Origin of the sequence: Dryocola clanedunensis subsp. sulfonylureivorans, assembly GCF_016756775.1 — a bacterium.
In the GTDB taxonomy this organism is placed as follows: Bacteria; Pseudomonadota; Gammaproteobacteria; order Enterobacterales; family Enterobacteriaceae; genus Dryocola; species Dryocola clanedunensis.
In genome coordinates this window covers 72,607-85,576 of sequence record NZ_JAERMU010000003.1, presented here as the reverse complement: position 1 = coordinate 85,576, position 12,970 = coordinate 72,607, and the positions used below count along the sequence as shown (strand labels likewise).

Sequence of the window (12,970 nt, the reverse complement as noted above, 5' to 3'; positions counted from 1 at the left end):
GCTCGCATTAATAAATCAACGTTTCTTTTTTTGACTCTTTGAGCATCTATTTTGCATCAGCAGGTAAAACGCAACGTTGGGAGAAATCATGAATCGTTTTGTCATCGCTAACGCCCGTGACTGCATCGGCTGTAAAGCCTGTGAAATTGCCTGCATCCTTGCCCATAATCAGGAGCAGTACCCTGAACCCGGGCAAAATCTACTGCCCCGCGTAACCGTACTAACGACGCCTGATGCCTCAACGGCCATGATGTGCCATCAGTGTGATAACGCTCCCTGTGTCACCAGCTGTCCGACCGAAGCGTTGAGTTATCAAAACGATCGCGTGGAGCTGGACGCAAGGCGCTGTATAGGGTGTAAAAACTGCATTCTGGCCTGTCCGTTTGGCGTTATTGCCCTGACGCAGGCAGAAAATCCGGTCGTCCAGAAGTGTGATTTATGTGAGCACCGGGGCGCAGATGCAGGCCCGGCGTGCGTGCAGGTTTGCCCGACCAGCGCATTGAAGCTGGTGACGCAGGAGCAGCTTGGTCAGCTGCGGCGTAAACGTCAGCAGGAAACGCTGAATGGTAAACGCTCTCCTTCCTTATCCGCCCGGGAACGGCTGTTAAGCCACAGCCCGGAGAGGTGCGATCCGGCTAAATCGCCGGCGGCTGAGCGTCGCCTGAATTTTAATGAGATCTACCGGTCGTTCACGCCAGCCCAGGCCTGTGAGGCGGGTGAACGCTGTCTGATGTGCGCTAAACAGGCCAACTGCCGCTGGACATGCCCACTGCACAACGCCATTCCCGAATTGATACAGCTGGCGAAAGAGGATCGCATTGCCGAAGCCGTTGAACTATCCCACCAGACGAGCAGCATGCCCGAGGTCTGCGGCCGCGTCTGTCCGCAGGACAGACTCTGTGAAGGCTCCTGCACGCTAAAAAACAGCGGCGGCTCGGTCACCGTTGGCTGCATAGAAAAATATGTCACGGATACAGCATTGCAAGCTGGCTGGCGGCCTGACCTCAGTCACGTCAAACCGCGCCCGGAACGCGTGGCTATCATTGGCGCAGGCCCTGCCGGTTTGGCCTGCGCAGATGTTCTTGCCCGTCACGGGGTGAAGTCTGTGGTGTATGACCGTCACCCCGAAATAGGCGGCCTGCTTACCTTCGGCATCCCTTCTTTCAAGCTCGACAAGCAGGTACTGACGCTACGTCGTGAAATATTCAGCCAGATGGGTATCGAATTTGTCCTCAACTGCGAGGTCGGCGACGACATCAGTTTCAGCCAGCTTATCCGCGACAACGCCGCCGTGTTTATCGCGCCGGGTACCTATAAGTCGATGACGGCCGATCTGGAAAATGAACAGGCACCGGGTGTCCTTGAGGCCCTTCCTTATTTGATAGCCAATACCCGCCATGTGATGAAGCTGCCGGAAGACCCGGATAATCCTTTTATCTCATTGAAGGATAAGCAGGTTGTGGTGCTTGGCGGCGGCGATACGGCAATGGATTGTCTGCGTACGGCCGTTCGTCAGGGCGCAACGGCGGTGACCTGCGCCTATCGCCGGGACGAGGCCAATATGCCCGGCTCCCGCAAAGAGGTTAAGAATGCGCGTGAAGAAGGCGTAGAATTCCAGTTTAACGTCCAGCCTCAGCGCATTCTCACCAGCAAGAAAGGCCATGTGACAGGTATTGAAATGCTGCGCACGGAGCTGGGCGAGCCAGATGCCAGCGGGCGCCGGCGGCCTAAAATCATTAAAGGCTCGGAGTTTGTCCTACAGGCTGATGCCCTGATTGTTGCTTTTGGTTTCCAGGCGCACGTCATGCCCTGGCTGAAAGAAGGCCATGTGGAATGCGACAAGTGGGGGCAGATTCGCATTGGCCTGAACCCTGCTTATCCCGGACAAACGACCCACCCACGCGTTTTTGCGGGAGGGGATGCGGTTCGTGGTGCTGACCTGGTTGTGACGGCCATGGCCGATGGGCGTAGAGCAGCAAAAGATATTGTACATATGCTTGAGCATGCATCATCGTCGGTTGTTCAGGAGGTCTCATGAATACTTCGTTTATTCATGTCGATGCCGGGGCCTGTATTGGTTGCCGAACCTGTGAGGTCAGCTGTGCCGTTAACCATCAGTCAGACGAACAGCTCGGGTTTCATCCGCGCCTGCGCGTCTATAAAGCATCAAAGGACAGCGCACCTGCGGTTTGCCATCACTGCGAGGCCGCCTCCTGCCTCAGTGCCTGTCCCACTGGCGCGCTGCGGAAAAAAAACGGAATCGTCGAGCCGGTTCAGACGCTGTGTATTGGCTGTAAAAGCTGCGTGATGGCCTGCCCGTTTGGCGCTGTTGACATCGTAGCGGATATTGGGTCACACAACATGATGACCATAGTAAAATGCGATATGTGCCAGCACGATCCTGACGGGCCTGCCTGTGTTCGCACCTGCCCAACCGATGCGCTAAGCGTGATGACGTCAGAAAGGCTCCAGCAACTCAGCCAGCGCAAACGCAGCAGGCTGTTTTAATCTTTATTAGCGGGTGCGTCGGGCACCCGCCTTCTGTTGATTAACGACGGTCTTTCCAGACGGTTTGTGCGTTGCAAAACTCATGCAGGCCGAAGTGCGACAGCTCACGTCCGAAACCACTTTGCTTTACGCCGCCAAACGCCACGCGCGGGTCGCTGGCGCTATAACCATTGATAAACACGCCGCCGCACTCAAGCCGGGAGGCCATTTCTGCTGCCAGCCGCTCATCCGCGGTGAAAATGGTTGCGGACAGCCCAAAATCACTGTCGTTAGCGAGTTCCAGCGCATGCTGTGCATCCTCTGCAATGACGATCGCAGCCACCGGCCCAAACAATTCCTGGCGGAAAGCGGTCATTTCCCGGGTGACGTTACCCAGCACGGTGGGCGCGTAGAAATTCCCTTCGCTCGCCATTTTGTTGCCGCCAAGCAGCAGGGTCGCCCCCTCTTCAAGTGACGTTGTCACCTGCTCATGCAGTTCATCTCGCAGATCGTAACGTGCCATCGGCCCTGACTGCGTTGCTTCCTCCGTTGGGTCCCCTGTGATAAGCCCTGCTGCGGCGCTTACAAACTTCGCGGTAAAAGCCTCCGCGATCCCCGCTTCAACAATAAAGCGCTTTGCTGCCGCGCAGACCTGTCCGGTATTCTGGTAGCGGCCCGCGACCGCTGCTTTCACCGCGTCATCAAGACTGGCATCGTTCAGCACGATAAAAGGATCGGAACCTCCCAGCTCCAGAACGCATTTCTTCAGGGCGGCCCCTGCCTGCGCGCCGATAGCGGCTCCCGCTCGGCCGCTGCCCGTCACCGTAATCGCTACGATGCTAGGGTCTTTGATTGCTCTGCTTACGCCTTCGGGCGTCACGTTAATGACCGAAAACAAACGGGCCGGGAAGGCTGCTTTCGCAAACATTTCTTCTATCAGCAGCGCGCAGCCCATCACATTAGGCGCATGTTTTAACACATAGCTGTTGCCTGCCAGCAAAATTGGCACGGCACCCCGCAGCACCTGCCAGAGTGGGAAATTCCACGGCATCACGGCAAGTACAGGCCCCAGCGGACGGTATTCAATCACCGCTTTGTTCTCTTCTACCGGCGTAGATTCTGTGGCCAGCATTGCCGGGCCGTGCTCTGCGTACCAGTCGCACAAGTTAGCGGATTTCGCGACTTCCGCCCTGGCCTGGGTCAGCGGTTTACCCATCTCAGCGGTGATCATCTGAGCCATCACTTCCGTGTGGTCACGCAATACGGTGGCCAGATCGCGGAGTTTTTGTGCCCGATGGGCAACCGTCTGCTGTCGCCACAGCAAAAAAGCGTTGTGATTGCTGGCCAGCGCCGCGTCCAGCTGCTCGTCGGTATGAAAAGGATAAGCGGCTAGCCGTTTGCCGTTTGCCGGATTGAGCGAAATAGCGTGCGTATTCGAAGTCACGGGCTGCATAGAGGTTGCCTCATCGTTTGAAAGTTCCCCTACCTTAACCTTGAGGCAAGGTGATAAAAAATGAATAATACTTAGTCGATTACTCACGAAACGAGAACAACACATGGATCTGACCCAGCTGCAGATGTTCAATGCGGTCGCAGAAACCGGCAGCATTCAGGCAGCCGCACAGCTTGTTCATCGCGTCCCCTCCAATCTCACCACCCGCATTAAACAGCTGGAGGCGGATCTCGGCGTCCAGCTGTTTATCCGTGAAAGCCAGCGGCTGAAGCTGGCCCCAGCCGGATACAGCTTTCTGGAATACAGCAGACGTATTCTTGCGCTGGTCGATGAGGCCAGAATGGTGGTGGCGGGCGATGAGCCGCAGGGCGTGCTGGCGCTTGGTTCGCTGGAGAGTACGGCGGCCGTCCGCATCCCATCCCTGCTGGCTGCGTTCAACCAGCGCTATCCAAAAATTCAGCTATCGCTGTCAACCGGCCCTTCCGGGGACCAAATCGACGGCGTGCTTGAAGGCAGGCTCTCCGCTGCGTTTGTTGATGGCCCGCTCTTGCATCCCTCCCTTGAGGGACAAGCGGTTTATAAAGAGGAGATGGTCATCGTAGCCCCTGTCGACCATCCCCCGATTGAAACTCCCCGGCAGGTGAATGGCGCAAATATATATGCTTTTCGGGCCAACTGTTCTTATCGGCGGCATTTCGAAAACTGGTTTCACCAGGATGGCGCCCGGCCGGGTAAAATTCACGAAATGGAGTCTTATCATGGGATGCTGGCCTGCGTGGTCGCCGGAGCGGGGCTGGCGCTAATGCCGCGAAGCATGCTGGAAAGTATGCCCGCCAGCCACCAGGCAAGCGCGTGGCCGTTATCCTCAGACTGGCGCTATCTTAATACCTGGCTTATCTGGCGACGAGGTGCCAGGACGCGCCAGCTGGATGCCTTTATGGGGTTGCTTGCGCCTGAACTGTAAACGGTGAAGGCGCTGCTGCTGCGCGACGTAGTGAATGATCGGTGAAAGCAGCTACTCTGCTTTCATCGTCTCTTTCATGATTTCGCTAACCCGCGCCATCACTGGCCCCGCCTCCGTTAAGCCCTTGCTCTGCTGTTCTTTCACCCAGCTAGCCTGAACCTGCTGGTAGCGGGTGGCCTTCTCCCACTTCATGATTTCGGCATGGCGAACCAGCCTGACCTGAGCGCCCTGCTTTTTCATGTCGCGAATTTGCGTAACCATTTTGGCCCTCATAATACCGCCAAGCTTTTTATAAGAGGACAATGCGGCACGTCGGATTGCCTGCTGTTCAGCTTTAGTGAGCCGATCCCATGTCTGTTTGTTCATCACCACCAGATAGACATGACCCAGCCATAATTCCGGTGAAAGCAGCACATGGGGCGCGGCCTCATGGATTTCCAGCTGATAACCGCTGTCCACGTTAACCATCACTCCATCAAGCCTGCCGTCTGCCAGCGCTTTATAGATGCCGTCTCCCCAGGGCATGATCACCGGCGTGGCACCAGCATTGCGAAGAAAATCCTGATGCCAGAAGCTGGCAGTGCGCCATTTTGTCTCTTTGAGATCGTCGAGCTTTTTGATTTCATGGGTGCTGAAAAAAGCCACGGGATACCCTGTTGCAATAAACACGGGGACGACATTCTGGCGCAGCAGCTCCGCCTGAAATGCCGGGACTTCTCTATAGACGCGACGGAAGAAGGCGATTTGCTTGTCCGCGGAAGGCCCGACGGGGAAACTTTTAAACATCTGATGCAGCGGCAGTTCCTGAGCTGAATACTCCGGCACCACGATAGCCATATCCGCAGTCGCCCCTTTAGAGACCGTTTGTAAAGCCCGGTAGCTGGTCGATATTTTGCCATCCCAGTGGGGTTCTATTTTTAACCGTCCCTGGGACTCTCTTTCAACCGCCGGGAAAAAAACATCATTCAGAAACTGGGTTCGCATACCGCCCAACGCTTCATGATCGGTATAAATGATCGTCTTTACCGCGGTGGCAGCTTGTGGAAACAGCAGCGCTGCTACCGCAATGGCCAGAAGCCTTTTATTCAAATCCATATGCAATCTCTTCTGTTGTAGGTGACGGGCCGGTCACTCTTATTCCTGGGCGGACAACAGTATGACACCCGCCCAATAAAAACCGTCCTGCTATTATGCTTTTAGCGTAGCAGGACTTTGCCGACCAGATAGGTAGCGGCCTTTCCGCCGATACGCACCCGATCCCCCTCAAGCTGACAGCGCAGGTCGCCGCCGCGTTCGGAAACCTGACGGGCAAGCATTTGCGTTTTACCCAGCTTCTCTGCCCAGTAAGGGATGAGCATGCTGTGTGTTGATCCGGTAACCGGATCTTCCGGTACGGATTCGCCAGGGCAGAAGAAGCGGCTGACAAAATCGTACTCCCCCTCTCCTGGGGCCGTGATACAGACCATTTTTTCCAGTGGGATCATGGCGTTCACATCCGCTTTCACGGCTTCAACCTGCTGTTGGTTTTCCAGTACGACCATGTAATCCCGCGCCACGCGAACTTCCTTGCATTCGCTCAGGCCGAGCGTTTCTAGCAGCAGCGGCAGCGCCATGACCGGCTCGGTTGGCCATGCGGGGAAATCCATCGTCAGCCACTCGCCACTGCGGGATACGGTAAGCTGGCCAACATAGCGAGTATCGAAACGAATGACGGGATCGGGATAGTCGAGATATTCAAAAATGACGTGCGCCGCGGCTAACGTAGCATGGCCACAAAGATCAATTTCATGCTGCGTGGTGAACCAGCGCAGCTCAAACCCGGAATCTGTGGTGACAAAGAATGCCGTTTCTGACTGATTATGCTGCTTTGACATTTTTAGCAGCGTTTCATCGGGCAGCCATTCAGTCAGCGGACAGACGGCTGCGGCATTCCCTTCAAAGGTACTTTCAGCAAAGGCATCTACCAGATAAAAGTCGATGGGCTGCATAATCTTTCCCTCTCGTTGTTATTTGTGTTTGCATCGCGCTTACACTGCCATAAGCCTTTGACTATGCGTGCGGTTTTTTTATTAAGCGTCCGTTCGCATAAATAAATGAGACATAAATCACAAAATTGGTTGTCTGCCCGGGTTGATGGTTTTATGATCGCCTCCTCTCCCGTCTTGTACTCACCTACGCAAAATAAACTTATGACTCTAAATACAGTTTCACGCAAAACCGCGTGGCTGCGCGTTGTTACTCTTGCCGTTGCCGCATTTATCTTCAATACCACGGAGTTTGTGCCCGTCGGCTTACTGTCGGATATTGCGAACAGTTTCGGCATGGAGACCGCGCAGGTAGGGATTATGCTGACAATCTATGCCTGGGTGGTCGCGCTGATGTCGCTGCCCTTTATGCTGCTGACCAGCCTGGTTGAGCGACGTAAGCTGCTGATTGCTATTTTCGTGCTGTTTATCGGCAGCCACGTGCTCTCTTTCCTGGCGTGGAACTTTACCGTGTTGGTCATCAGCCGTATTGGCATCGCCTTCGCGCACGCTATTTTCTGGTCGATTACTGCCTCGCTGGCCATTCGTATGGCTCCGGCGGGTAAAAAAGCGCAGGCCCTGAGCCTGATTGCAACCGGTACGGCACTGGCGATGGTGCTGGGACTACCGCTTGGACGCATTGTCGGACAGTATTTTGGCTGGCGAAGCACGTTCTTCGCCATTGGGGTGGTTGCGGCCATCACGCTGGTTTGCCTGATTAAGCTTTTACCCAAATTACCCAGCGAGCATTCTGGATCCCTTGGCAGCGTCCCGCAGCTTTTCCGCCGGCCAGCGCTGGTCAGTATTTATGTTCTGACGGCGGTTGTTGTCACCGCCCATTACACCGCCTACAGCTACATTGAGCCTTTCGTACAGACGGTTGCGGGCCTGAGCGCTAACTTCGCAACGCTCCTGCTGTTGGTGCTCGGCGGCGCGGGGATTATTGGCAGCGTCCTGTTCGGTAAACTCGGCAACAGGCATGCGTCAACACTGATAAGCGGAGCGATTGCCTTGCTGGTGCTGTGTCTGGCACTATTATTGCCCGCTTCCCCCAGCCCCATTAACCTGACGGTTTTGTCCATGTTCTGGGGCATTGCCATTATGGTAATTGGTCTGGGGATGCAGGTAAAAGTGCTGGCTTTGGCACCGGACGCAACGGACGTTGCCATGTCGCTCTTTTCGGGGATCTTTAACATCGGGATTGGTGCCGGCGCGCTGCTGGGTAACCAGGTTAGCCTGCATTTTTCAATGTCCAGCATCGGCTGGATCGGCGCCATTCCGGCGCTGGCGGCGTTAATCTGGTCGATACTGATTTTCCGCCGCTGGCCGGTGGCGCTGGAAGAGCAGCCTCACCATAGCTGAGGTTTGCATTTGTAAGGTGGATGAGCGAAAGCCTCATCCACCTTATAGCTGTGCAAGTCTTTCCTAAACTTCCTTTTCTAAATCCAGCAGCTCTTCGAGCGTCAGCACGTTGCTCTGAATGACATCAAACGCCTTGTTCAGCCCCTGGTTATAAAAAAGCGGAGCGATTTTCTTTACCAGATCGTCAAGGAAGAATTCTGCTTCAAACTGACCCAGCTGCAGGTCGTGCTTGTCCTCCATGTAATCGACGATATGCCCAACAGCCGCGTTGTAATCGTCCTGGGAAAGCCTGAGATTTTTCATCGGTTGTTCCTTTGTTATGCCGGCCAGGTTTTAATGATTTCAATCACGCCATTGATGATGAACTGCACGCCCATGCAGACCAGCAGAAATCCCATCAGACGAGAAATGGCTTCGATACCGCTTTTCCCCACCAGACGCATAATAGCGCCGGAGCTGCGCAGGCTGGCCCACAGAATCACCCCCACCAGCGCGAAGATGATCGGTGGCGCTACCATGACCACCCAGGGCGTAAAATCGACGCCGTGCTGGATAGTTGAAGCGGAGCTGATGATCATCGCAATCGTACCCGGCCCTGCAGTACTTGGCATGGCCAGCGGGACAAAAGCGATATTCGCCTCAGGCTCTTCGCTGAGCTCTTCATGTTTGGTTCTGGATTCCGGGGATTCATGCGCCTTCTGCTGTGGGAACAGCATGCGGAAGCCAATTAGCCCTACGATGAGCCCCCCTGCGATCCTGAGGCCGGGAATGGAAATCCCGAACGTATTCATCACAACCTGTCCAGCGTAATAAGCCACCATCATGATGACAAACACGTTCATGGAGGCCATGACCGCCGTACGGTCGCGCGCCTGTTTATTCATATTCCCGGCAAGGCCGAGGAACAGCGCAACCGTCGTCAGTGGGTTTGCCAGAGGCAAAAGTACCACCAGCCCAAGTCCGATGGCCTTCATTAATTCCATCATGATTAATCTCTTATGTCCGTTAAGTACGTAGTAGCCAGGTATATTAAGCAAAAGTCTGTGCATGTTGTTAGGTCATTCATAGCAGTTTTGAGATTTTAACTTTCAGACTGATGCGTTTTAGCTATTTGTGGCATTTCCCTGCGCCGGATGACCATCACGTTGACATATACTTGCCATGGCAATAATATCTCGCGTGATTAATCTACTTGCCTGGGCAACCATAGTGAAAAGCACAAGCGATCTGTTCAATGAAATGATCCCACTCGGTCGGCTGATTCACATGGTTAATCAGCATAAAGACCGCCTGCTCAATGATTATCTCTCTCCGCTGGATATCACCGCGACGCAATTTAAGGTGCTCTGCTCCATTTATTGCCAGGTGTGTATTACGCCGGTGGAGTTAAAGAAAGTGCTGTCGGTGGATCTCGGCGCGTTAACCCGCATGCTCGATCGTCTGCTCTGCAAGGGATGGATTGAGCGTTTGCCTAACCCGAACGATAAACGCGGCGTTCTGGTGAGGCTGACGCCCGAAGGGAAAACGCTGTGCGAGAAATGCCACAGCCTTGTAGGCCAGGACCTGCACCAGGAACTAACTAAAAACCTGACGGCAGATGAAGTCGATGCGCTTTATCACCTGCTGACAAAGGTATTGCCGTAAAGCTGAAATGAGGTGAGACGATGTCCAGACGCAATAACGATGCAGTGACAGTACATAGCATTTTGGACTGGATAGAAGAGAACCTGGAAACCCCTTTATCGCTAGAGAAGGTTTCCCAGCGTTCGGGCTACTCTAAGTGGCACCTGCAAAGAATGTTTAAAAAAGAGACCGGGCATTCACTTGGTCAATATATTAGAAATCGCAAACTGACGGAGATCGCGCAGAAGCTCAAAGAGAGCGACGAGCCGATTCTCTACTTAGCGGAAAGGTACGGGTTTGAATCGCAACAAACGCTTACCCGCACGTTTAAGAACTATTTTTCCATACCGCCGCACAAGTACCGCATCACGCACCTTGCCGGCGACGGGAAATATCTTCTACCGCTAAATCACTAACTTAATACGCTATGCAAGCGCCTGTTCATTCAGGCGTAACCGAGGAAATCATGAAACGCTTTATCTCCGCTGCTGCCATAGTTCTGGCGCTGGTCTCTGGCAACGCGCTGGCGGAACAATCAGGAAGTTACAACGTCACTCAGGCCAGAAACGGTGGCATGATCATTCCCCCTTCAGATAATCACGCAAGCAACACCATTAGCGATAAATCTGAACATCTGGGAACGCCATATTACAACGGCAACGAGTAACGAGCAGCGTCGGGTGACGCAAAGCCACCCGACCTACGGCTAAGAGACACTTTTGTTGTAGGGTAAATAAGCACAGCGTCATCTCCCGCTTTTAACCGCTAACCGCCCTTCTTACTTTCAGCCCAAACACGTTGATATACAGCCCCGCCATAATCAGCACCGCGCCGATCATCTGGGTTGCCGAAAGGGTTTCATCCAGCAGCAACGCGGCGCTCGCCATACCCACCACCGGCACCAGCAGCGACAGCGGCGCAACACGCCAGGTTTCATAGCGGCCCAGCAGGCTGCCCCAGATGCCGTAGCCAACGATGGTGGCAACAAAGGCGAGATAGACCAGCGACGCGACGGTGACAAAATCGATAGCCACCAGGCTTTGCAGCATCACCGCCGGGCCGTCCATCAGCAGGCTTGCCACAAAGAACGGAATAACCGGGATAAGCGCGCTCCACACCACCAGCGACATAATCGGCGGACGTGACGCCAGCTGCATAATTTTTTTATTGAAGATGTTGCCGCACGCCCAGCTGAAGGACGCCGCCAGCGTAAGCATAAAGCCCAGCAGCGCGACGTGCTCCCCACCGAGGCTGCCCTCAATCAGGATCAGCACGCCGATGACCGCAAGCGCAATACCGGCAATCTGTTTCGTCTGTAAACGTTCCCGGAAGGCAAAGGCCCCCAGAATAATGGTGAAAAATGCCTGCGCCTGTAATACCAGCGAGGCCAGCCCGGCTGGCATACCGAATTTAATAGCGCTGAACAGAAAGGCGAACTGCCCAAAACTGATAGTCAGGGCGTAAGCCGCCAGCAAACGAAACGGGATTTTAGGACGAGCGACAAATAACAGCGCGGGGAACGCCACCAGTAAAAAACGCAGGCCTGCCAGCAGAAGCGGCGGCATATTATGCAGCCCCATCTTAATCACCACAAAATTCAGCCCCCACACCACGACGACCAGCATTGCCAGCAGCCCGTCTTTACGCGTCATACCTACCCCTGTTGATGATGAGTTTGTTAAAACCTAAGCCTAAAAATCTTTGCTGAACAGATACAGATCGCAAACAATCTCTGCCATACAGATCGGTTGTGACGGGCACCTGCCATAAGCATTCCCTATACAGGGCTGTTTCTTCATGATAAATCTGACGATCTCACCGATTGCACTCCCATGACAAAGATAACATGACGACCTTTAAGAAGTGGTTTACCGGCAGGCAGCGCCCGATAAGCGTGTTGCTGATTGCCTCCCTGCTGCTCACCGTTGGGCGCGGCCTGACCCTGCCGTTTATGACAATTTATCTGTCCCGCCAGTACGCCATGCCGCTAAAAGAGATCGGCCTTGCTCTGACGCTGGCCCTGACGGCAGGCGTTGTCTTCAGCCTGTGGTTCGGCATCCTCGCGGATAAATTCGATAAAAAAATCTACATGCTGCTGTCGATTGCTATTTTCCTCGGCGGTTTTATCGCTATTCCGCTGGTGAATAACGCCGTGCTGGTCGTCGTGTTTTATTCGCTGATCAACTGCGCCTATTCCGTCTTTGCCACGGTGCTGAAAGGTTATTTTTCCGACACGCTGGAAATCCACCAGAAGCCGAAAATCTTCTCGCTCAACTACACGTTTGCCAACATCGGCTGGACGGTCGGGCCGCCGATTGGCACGCTTGCGGTGCTCTACAGCACTAACCTGCCGTTCTGGCTCTCCGGCCTGACGGCGGTGATCCCGTTTATTCTTATCAGCCGCTATGTGCGCAGCGCCCCGGTTAGCGAAAACGCACAGCCGGGCACAACGGTGCTTTCACCGCGCACAATGTTGAAAGACCGGGCGTTGATGTATTTCACCCTGTCGGCGTTTCTTGGTTCGCTAGTCTACGGCTCCTTTGCCGCCTGCCTGTCGCAGTACGCGATTGCTATCTCAGACTCAGGCCTGGCTGAAAAAGTCGTGGGCGTTGTGCTGCCGGTGAACGCCTTTGTGGTGGTTGTTTTTCAGTACATGGTAGGCAAACGCATTCGCCCGGAAAACATCAGAAAACTGATGCTTTATGGCACGTTGTTTTTTATGGCCGGACTGGCTGGGTTTATGCTTTCTGGCAACAACCTGCTCTTCTGGGGGATTTCCGCCGCCGTGTTCACCGTCGGGGAACTTATTTACGCGCCGGGTGAGTATATGCTGGTGGATAACATCGCCCCGCCGGGCCTGAAGGCGAGCTACTTCGCGGCACAGCAGCTGGGATGGCTGGGGGGAGCCTGTAATCCGATGATCACCGGCCTGCTGCTGACGTGGTTTGCGCCGTCGGTGCTTTTCGTGGTGCTGATGGCGGCGATTGCGCTGGCTTATTTCATGATTGTGCGGGGAATGGCCGTGAAGTCACCGACCATTCCCTCCATGTTCTAAAG

The 12,970-nt window shown here is 54.5% G+C and carries 14 protein-coding genes; 8 read left to right on the top strand and 6 right to left on the bottom strand.

The features are described 5' to 3' along the window. Positions 1-88 precede the first annotated feature (88 nt). On the top strand, positions 89-2,038 hold the full coding sequence (locus HYQ67_RS03920) for an FAD-dependent oxidoreductase (RefSeq protein ID WP_202301657.1): 1,950 nt from the start codon (positions 89-91) through the stop codon (positions 2,036-2,038). Next, positions 2,035-2,508, top strand: coding sequence for a 4Fe-4S dicluster domain-containing protein (locus HYQ67_RS03915; RefSeq protein WP_202301656.1), 474 nt, complete (start codon positions 2,035-2,037; stop codon positions 2,506-2,508). The genes HYQ67_RS03920 and HYQ67_RS03915 overlap by 4 nt, the downstream gene beginning before the upstream one ends. Positions 2,509-2,548: 40 nt before the next feature. Here HYQ67_RS03915 and HYQ67_RS03910 read toward each other — a convergent pair whose 3' ends face one another. Continuing rightward, positions 2,549-3,940: an aldehyde dehydrogenase family protein gene (locus HYQ67_RS03910; protein WP_202301655.1), complete on the bottom strand. Its 1,392-nt coding sequence runs from the start codon at positions 3,938-3,940 to the stop codon at positions 2,549-2,551. A 103-nt stretch (positions 3,941-4,043) separates the two neighbouring features. Between HYQ67_RS03910 and ptrR the strand changes: the two genes are divergently transcribed. Further along, the gene (gene ptrR / locus HYQ67_RS03905) at positions 4,044-4,904 is read left to right on the top strand and encodes a putrescine utilization regulator PtrR (RefSeq protein ID WP_202301654.1); all 861 of its coding nucleotides are present in this window, start codon (positions 4,044-4,046) and stop codon (positions 4,902-4,904) included. Between the two features lie 51 nt (positions 4,905-4,955). Here ptrR and dctP read toward each other — a convergent pair whose 3' ends face one another. Together dctP and HYQ67_RS03895 are read right to left on the bottom strand one after the other, a co-directional pair. Beyond that, positions 4,956-5,999, bottom strand: a complete 1,044-nt coding sequence (gene dctP, locus HYQ67_RS03900; protein WP_202301653.1) for a TRAP transporter substrate-binding protein DctP — start codon at positions 5,997-5,999, stop codon at positions 4,956-4,958. A 101-nt stretch (positions 6,000-6,100) separates the two neighbouring features. Further along, positions 6,101-6,892, bottom strand: a complete 792-nt coding sequence (locus tag HYQ67_RS03895) for a PhzF family phenazine biosynthesis protein (protein WP_202301651.1) — start codon at positions 6,890-6,892, stop codon at positions 6,101-6,103. A 201-nt stretch (positions 6,893-7,093) separates the two neighbouring features. On the opposite strand from HYQ67_RS03895, the gene HYQ67_RS03890 reads away from it, so the two are divergent. Further along, positions 7,094-8,290, top strand: a complete 1,197-nt coding sequence (locus tag HYQ67_RS03890) for a sugar transporter (protein WP_202301649.1) — start codon at positions 7,094-7,096, stop codon at positions 8,288-8,290. A gap of 63 nt (positions 8,291-8,353) precedes the next feature. Here the strand turns inward: HYQ67_RS03890 and HYQ67_RS03885 are convergent, their stop codons facing one another. Together HYQ67_RS03885 and HYQ67_RS03880 are read right to left on the bottom strand one after the other, a co-directional pair. Then, on the bottom strand, positions 8,354-8,593 hold the full coding sequence (locus HYQ67_RS03885; protein WP_202301647.1) for a DUF2164 family protein: 240 nt from the start codon (positions 8,591-8,593) through the stop codon (positions 8,354-8,356). A gap of 14 nt (positions 8,594-8,607) precedes the next feature. Further along, positions 8,608-9,276: a MarC family NAAT transporter gene (locus tag HYQ67_RS03880; RefSeq protein ID WP_202301645.1), complete on the bottom strand. Its 669-nt coding sequence runs from the start codon at positions 9,274-9,276 to the stop codon at positions 8,608-8,610. Positions 9,277-9,499: 223 nt separating this feature from the next. Between HYQ67_RS03880 and marR the strand changes: the two genes are divergently transcribed. The 3 genes from marR to marB are packed head-to-tail and all read left to right on the top strand — an operon-like array spanning position 9,500 to position 10,580. After that, positions 9,500-9,934 carry a multiple antibiotic resistance transcriptional regulator MarR gene (gene marR, locus HYQ67_RS03875; protein WP_202301643.1) on the top strand — a complete coding sequence of 145 codons (435 nt, stop codon included), beginning with the start codon at positions 9,500-9,502 and terminating at the stop codon, positions 9,932-9,934. A 20-nt stretch (positions 9,935-9,954) separates the two neighbouring features. Continuing rightward, positions 9,955-10,329, top strand: coding sequence for an MDR efflux pump AcrAB transcriptional activator MarA (marA, locus tag HYQ67_RS03870; RefSeq protein ID WP_202301642.1), 375 nt, complete (start codon positions 9,955-9,957; stop codon positions 10,327-10,329). A 50-nt stretch (positions 10,330-10,379) separates the two neighbouring features. Further along, positions 10,380-10,580, top strand: a complete 201-nt coding sequence (marB, locus tag HYQ67_RS03865; RefSeq protein WP_202301640.1) for a multiple antibiotic resistance regulatory protein MarB — start codon at positions 10,380-10,382, stop codon at positions 10,578-10,580. A gap of 91 nt (positions 10,581-10,671) precedes the next feature. Here marB and eamA read toward each other — a convergent pair whose 3' ends face one another. Further along, positions 10,672-11,565 carry an O-acetylserine/cysteine exporter gene (eamA, locus tag HYQ67_RS03860; protein WP_202301638.1) on the bottom strand — a complete coding sequence of 298 codons (894 nt, stop codon included), beginning with the start codon at positions 11,563-11,565 and terminating at the stop codon, positions 10,672-10,674. 194 nt (positions 11,566-11,759) lie between these two features. Here eamA and ydeE point away from each other — a divergent pair, with 194 nt between their 5' ends. Beyond that, entirely contained in the window at positions 11,760-12,968 is a 1,209-nt protein-coding gene (ydeE, locus tag HYQ67_RS03855; RefSeq protein ID WP_202301636.1) for an efflux MFS transporter YdeE, read from the top strand. Positions 12,969-12,970: the final 2 nt, after the last annotated feature.

What these genes read in the sequence shown, in the direction of transcription:
- HYQ67_RS03920 (WP_202301657.1), top strand. Translation starts at nt 89, where the DNA reads ATGAATCGTTTTGTCATCGCTAACGCCCGTGACTGCATCGGCTGTAAA.
- HYQ67_RS03915 (WP_202301656.1), top strand. Translation starts at nt 2,035, where the DNA reads ATGAATACTTCGTTTATTCATGTCGATGCCGGGGCCTGTATTGGTTGC.
- HYQ67_RS03910 (WP_202301655.1), bottom strand. Translation starts at nt 3,940, where the DNA reads ATGCAGCCCGTGACTTCGAATACGCACGCTATTTCGCTCAATCCGGCA.
- ptrR (WP_202301654.1), top strand. Translation starts at nt 4,044, where the DNA reads ATGGATCTGACCCAGCTGCAGATGTTCAATGCGGTCGCAGAAACCGGC.
- dctP (WP_202301653.1), bottom strand. Translation starts at nt 5,999, where the DNA reads ATGGATTTGAATAAAAGGCTTCTGGCCATTGCGGTAGCAGCGCTGCTG.
- HYQ67_RS03895 (WP_202301651.1), bottom strand. Translation starts at nt 6,892, where the DNA reads ATGCAGCCCATCGACTTTTATCTGGTAGATGCCTTTGCTGAAAGTACC.
- HYQ67_RS03890 (WP_202301649.1), top strand. Translation starts at nt 7,094, where the DNA reads ATGACTCTAAATACAGTTTCACGCAAAACCGCGTGGCTGCGCGTTGTT.
- HYQ67_RS03885 (WP_202301647.1), bottom strand. Translation starts at nt 8,593, where the DNA reads ATGAAAAATCTCAGGCTTTCCCAGGACGATTACAACGCGGCTGTTGGG.
- HYQ67_RS03880 (WP_202301645.1), bottom strand. Translation starts at nt 9,276, where the DNA reads ATGATGGAATTAATGAAGGCCATCGGACTTGGGCTGGTGGTACTTTTG.
- marA (WP_202301642.1), top strand. Translation starts at nt 9,955, where the DNA reads ATGTCCAGACGCAATAACGATGCAGTGACAGTACATAGCATTTTGGAC.
- marB (WP_202301640.1), top strand. Translation starts at nt 10,380, where the DNA reads ATGAAACGCTTTATCTCCGCTGCTGCCATAGTTCTGGCGCTGGTCTCT.
- eamA (WP_202301638.1), bottom strand. Translation starts at nt 11,565, where the DNA reads ATGACGCGTAAAGACGGGCTGCTGGCAATGCTGGTCGTCGTGGTGTGG.
- ydeE (WP_202301636.1), top strand. Translation starts at nt 11,760, where the DNA reads ATGACGACCTTTAAGAAGTGGTTTACCGGCAGGCAGCGCCCGATAAGC.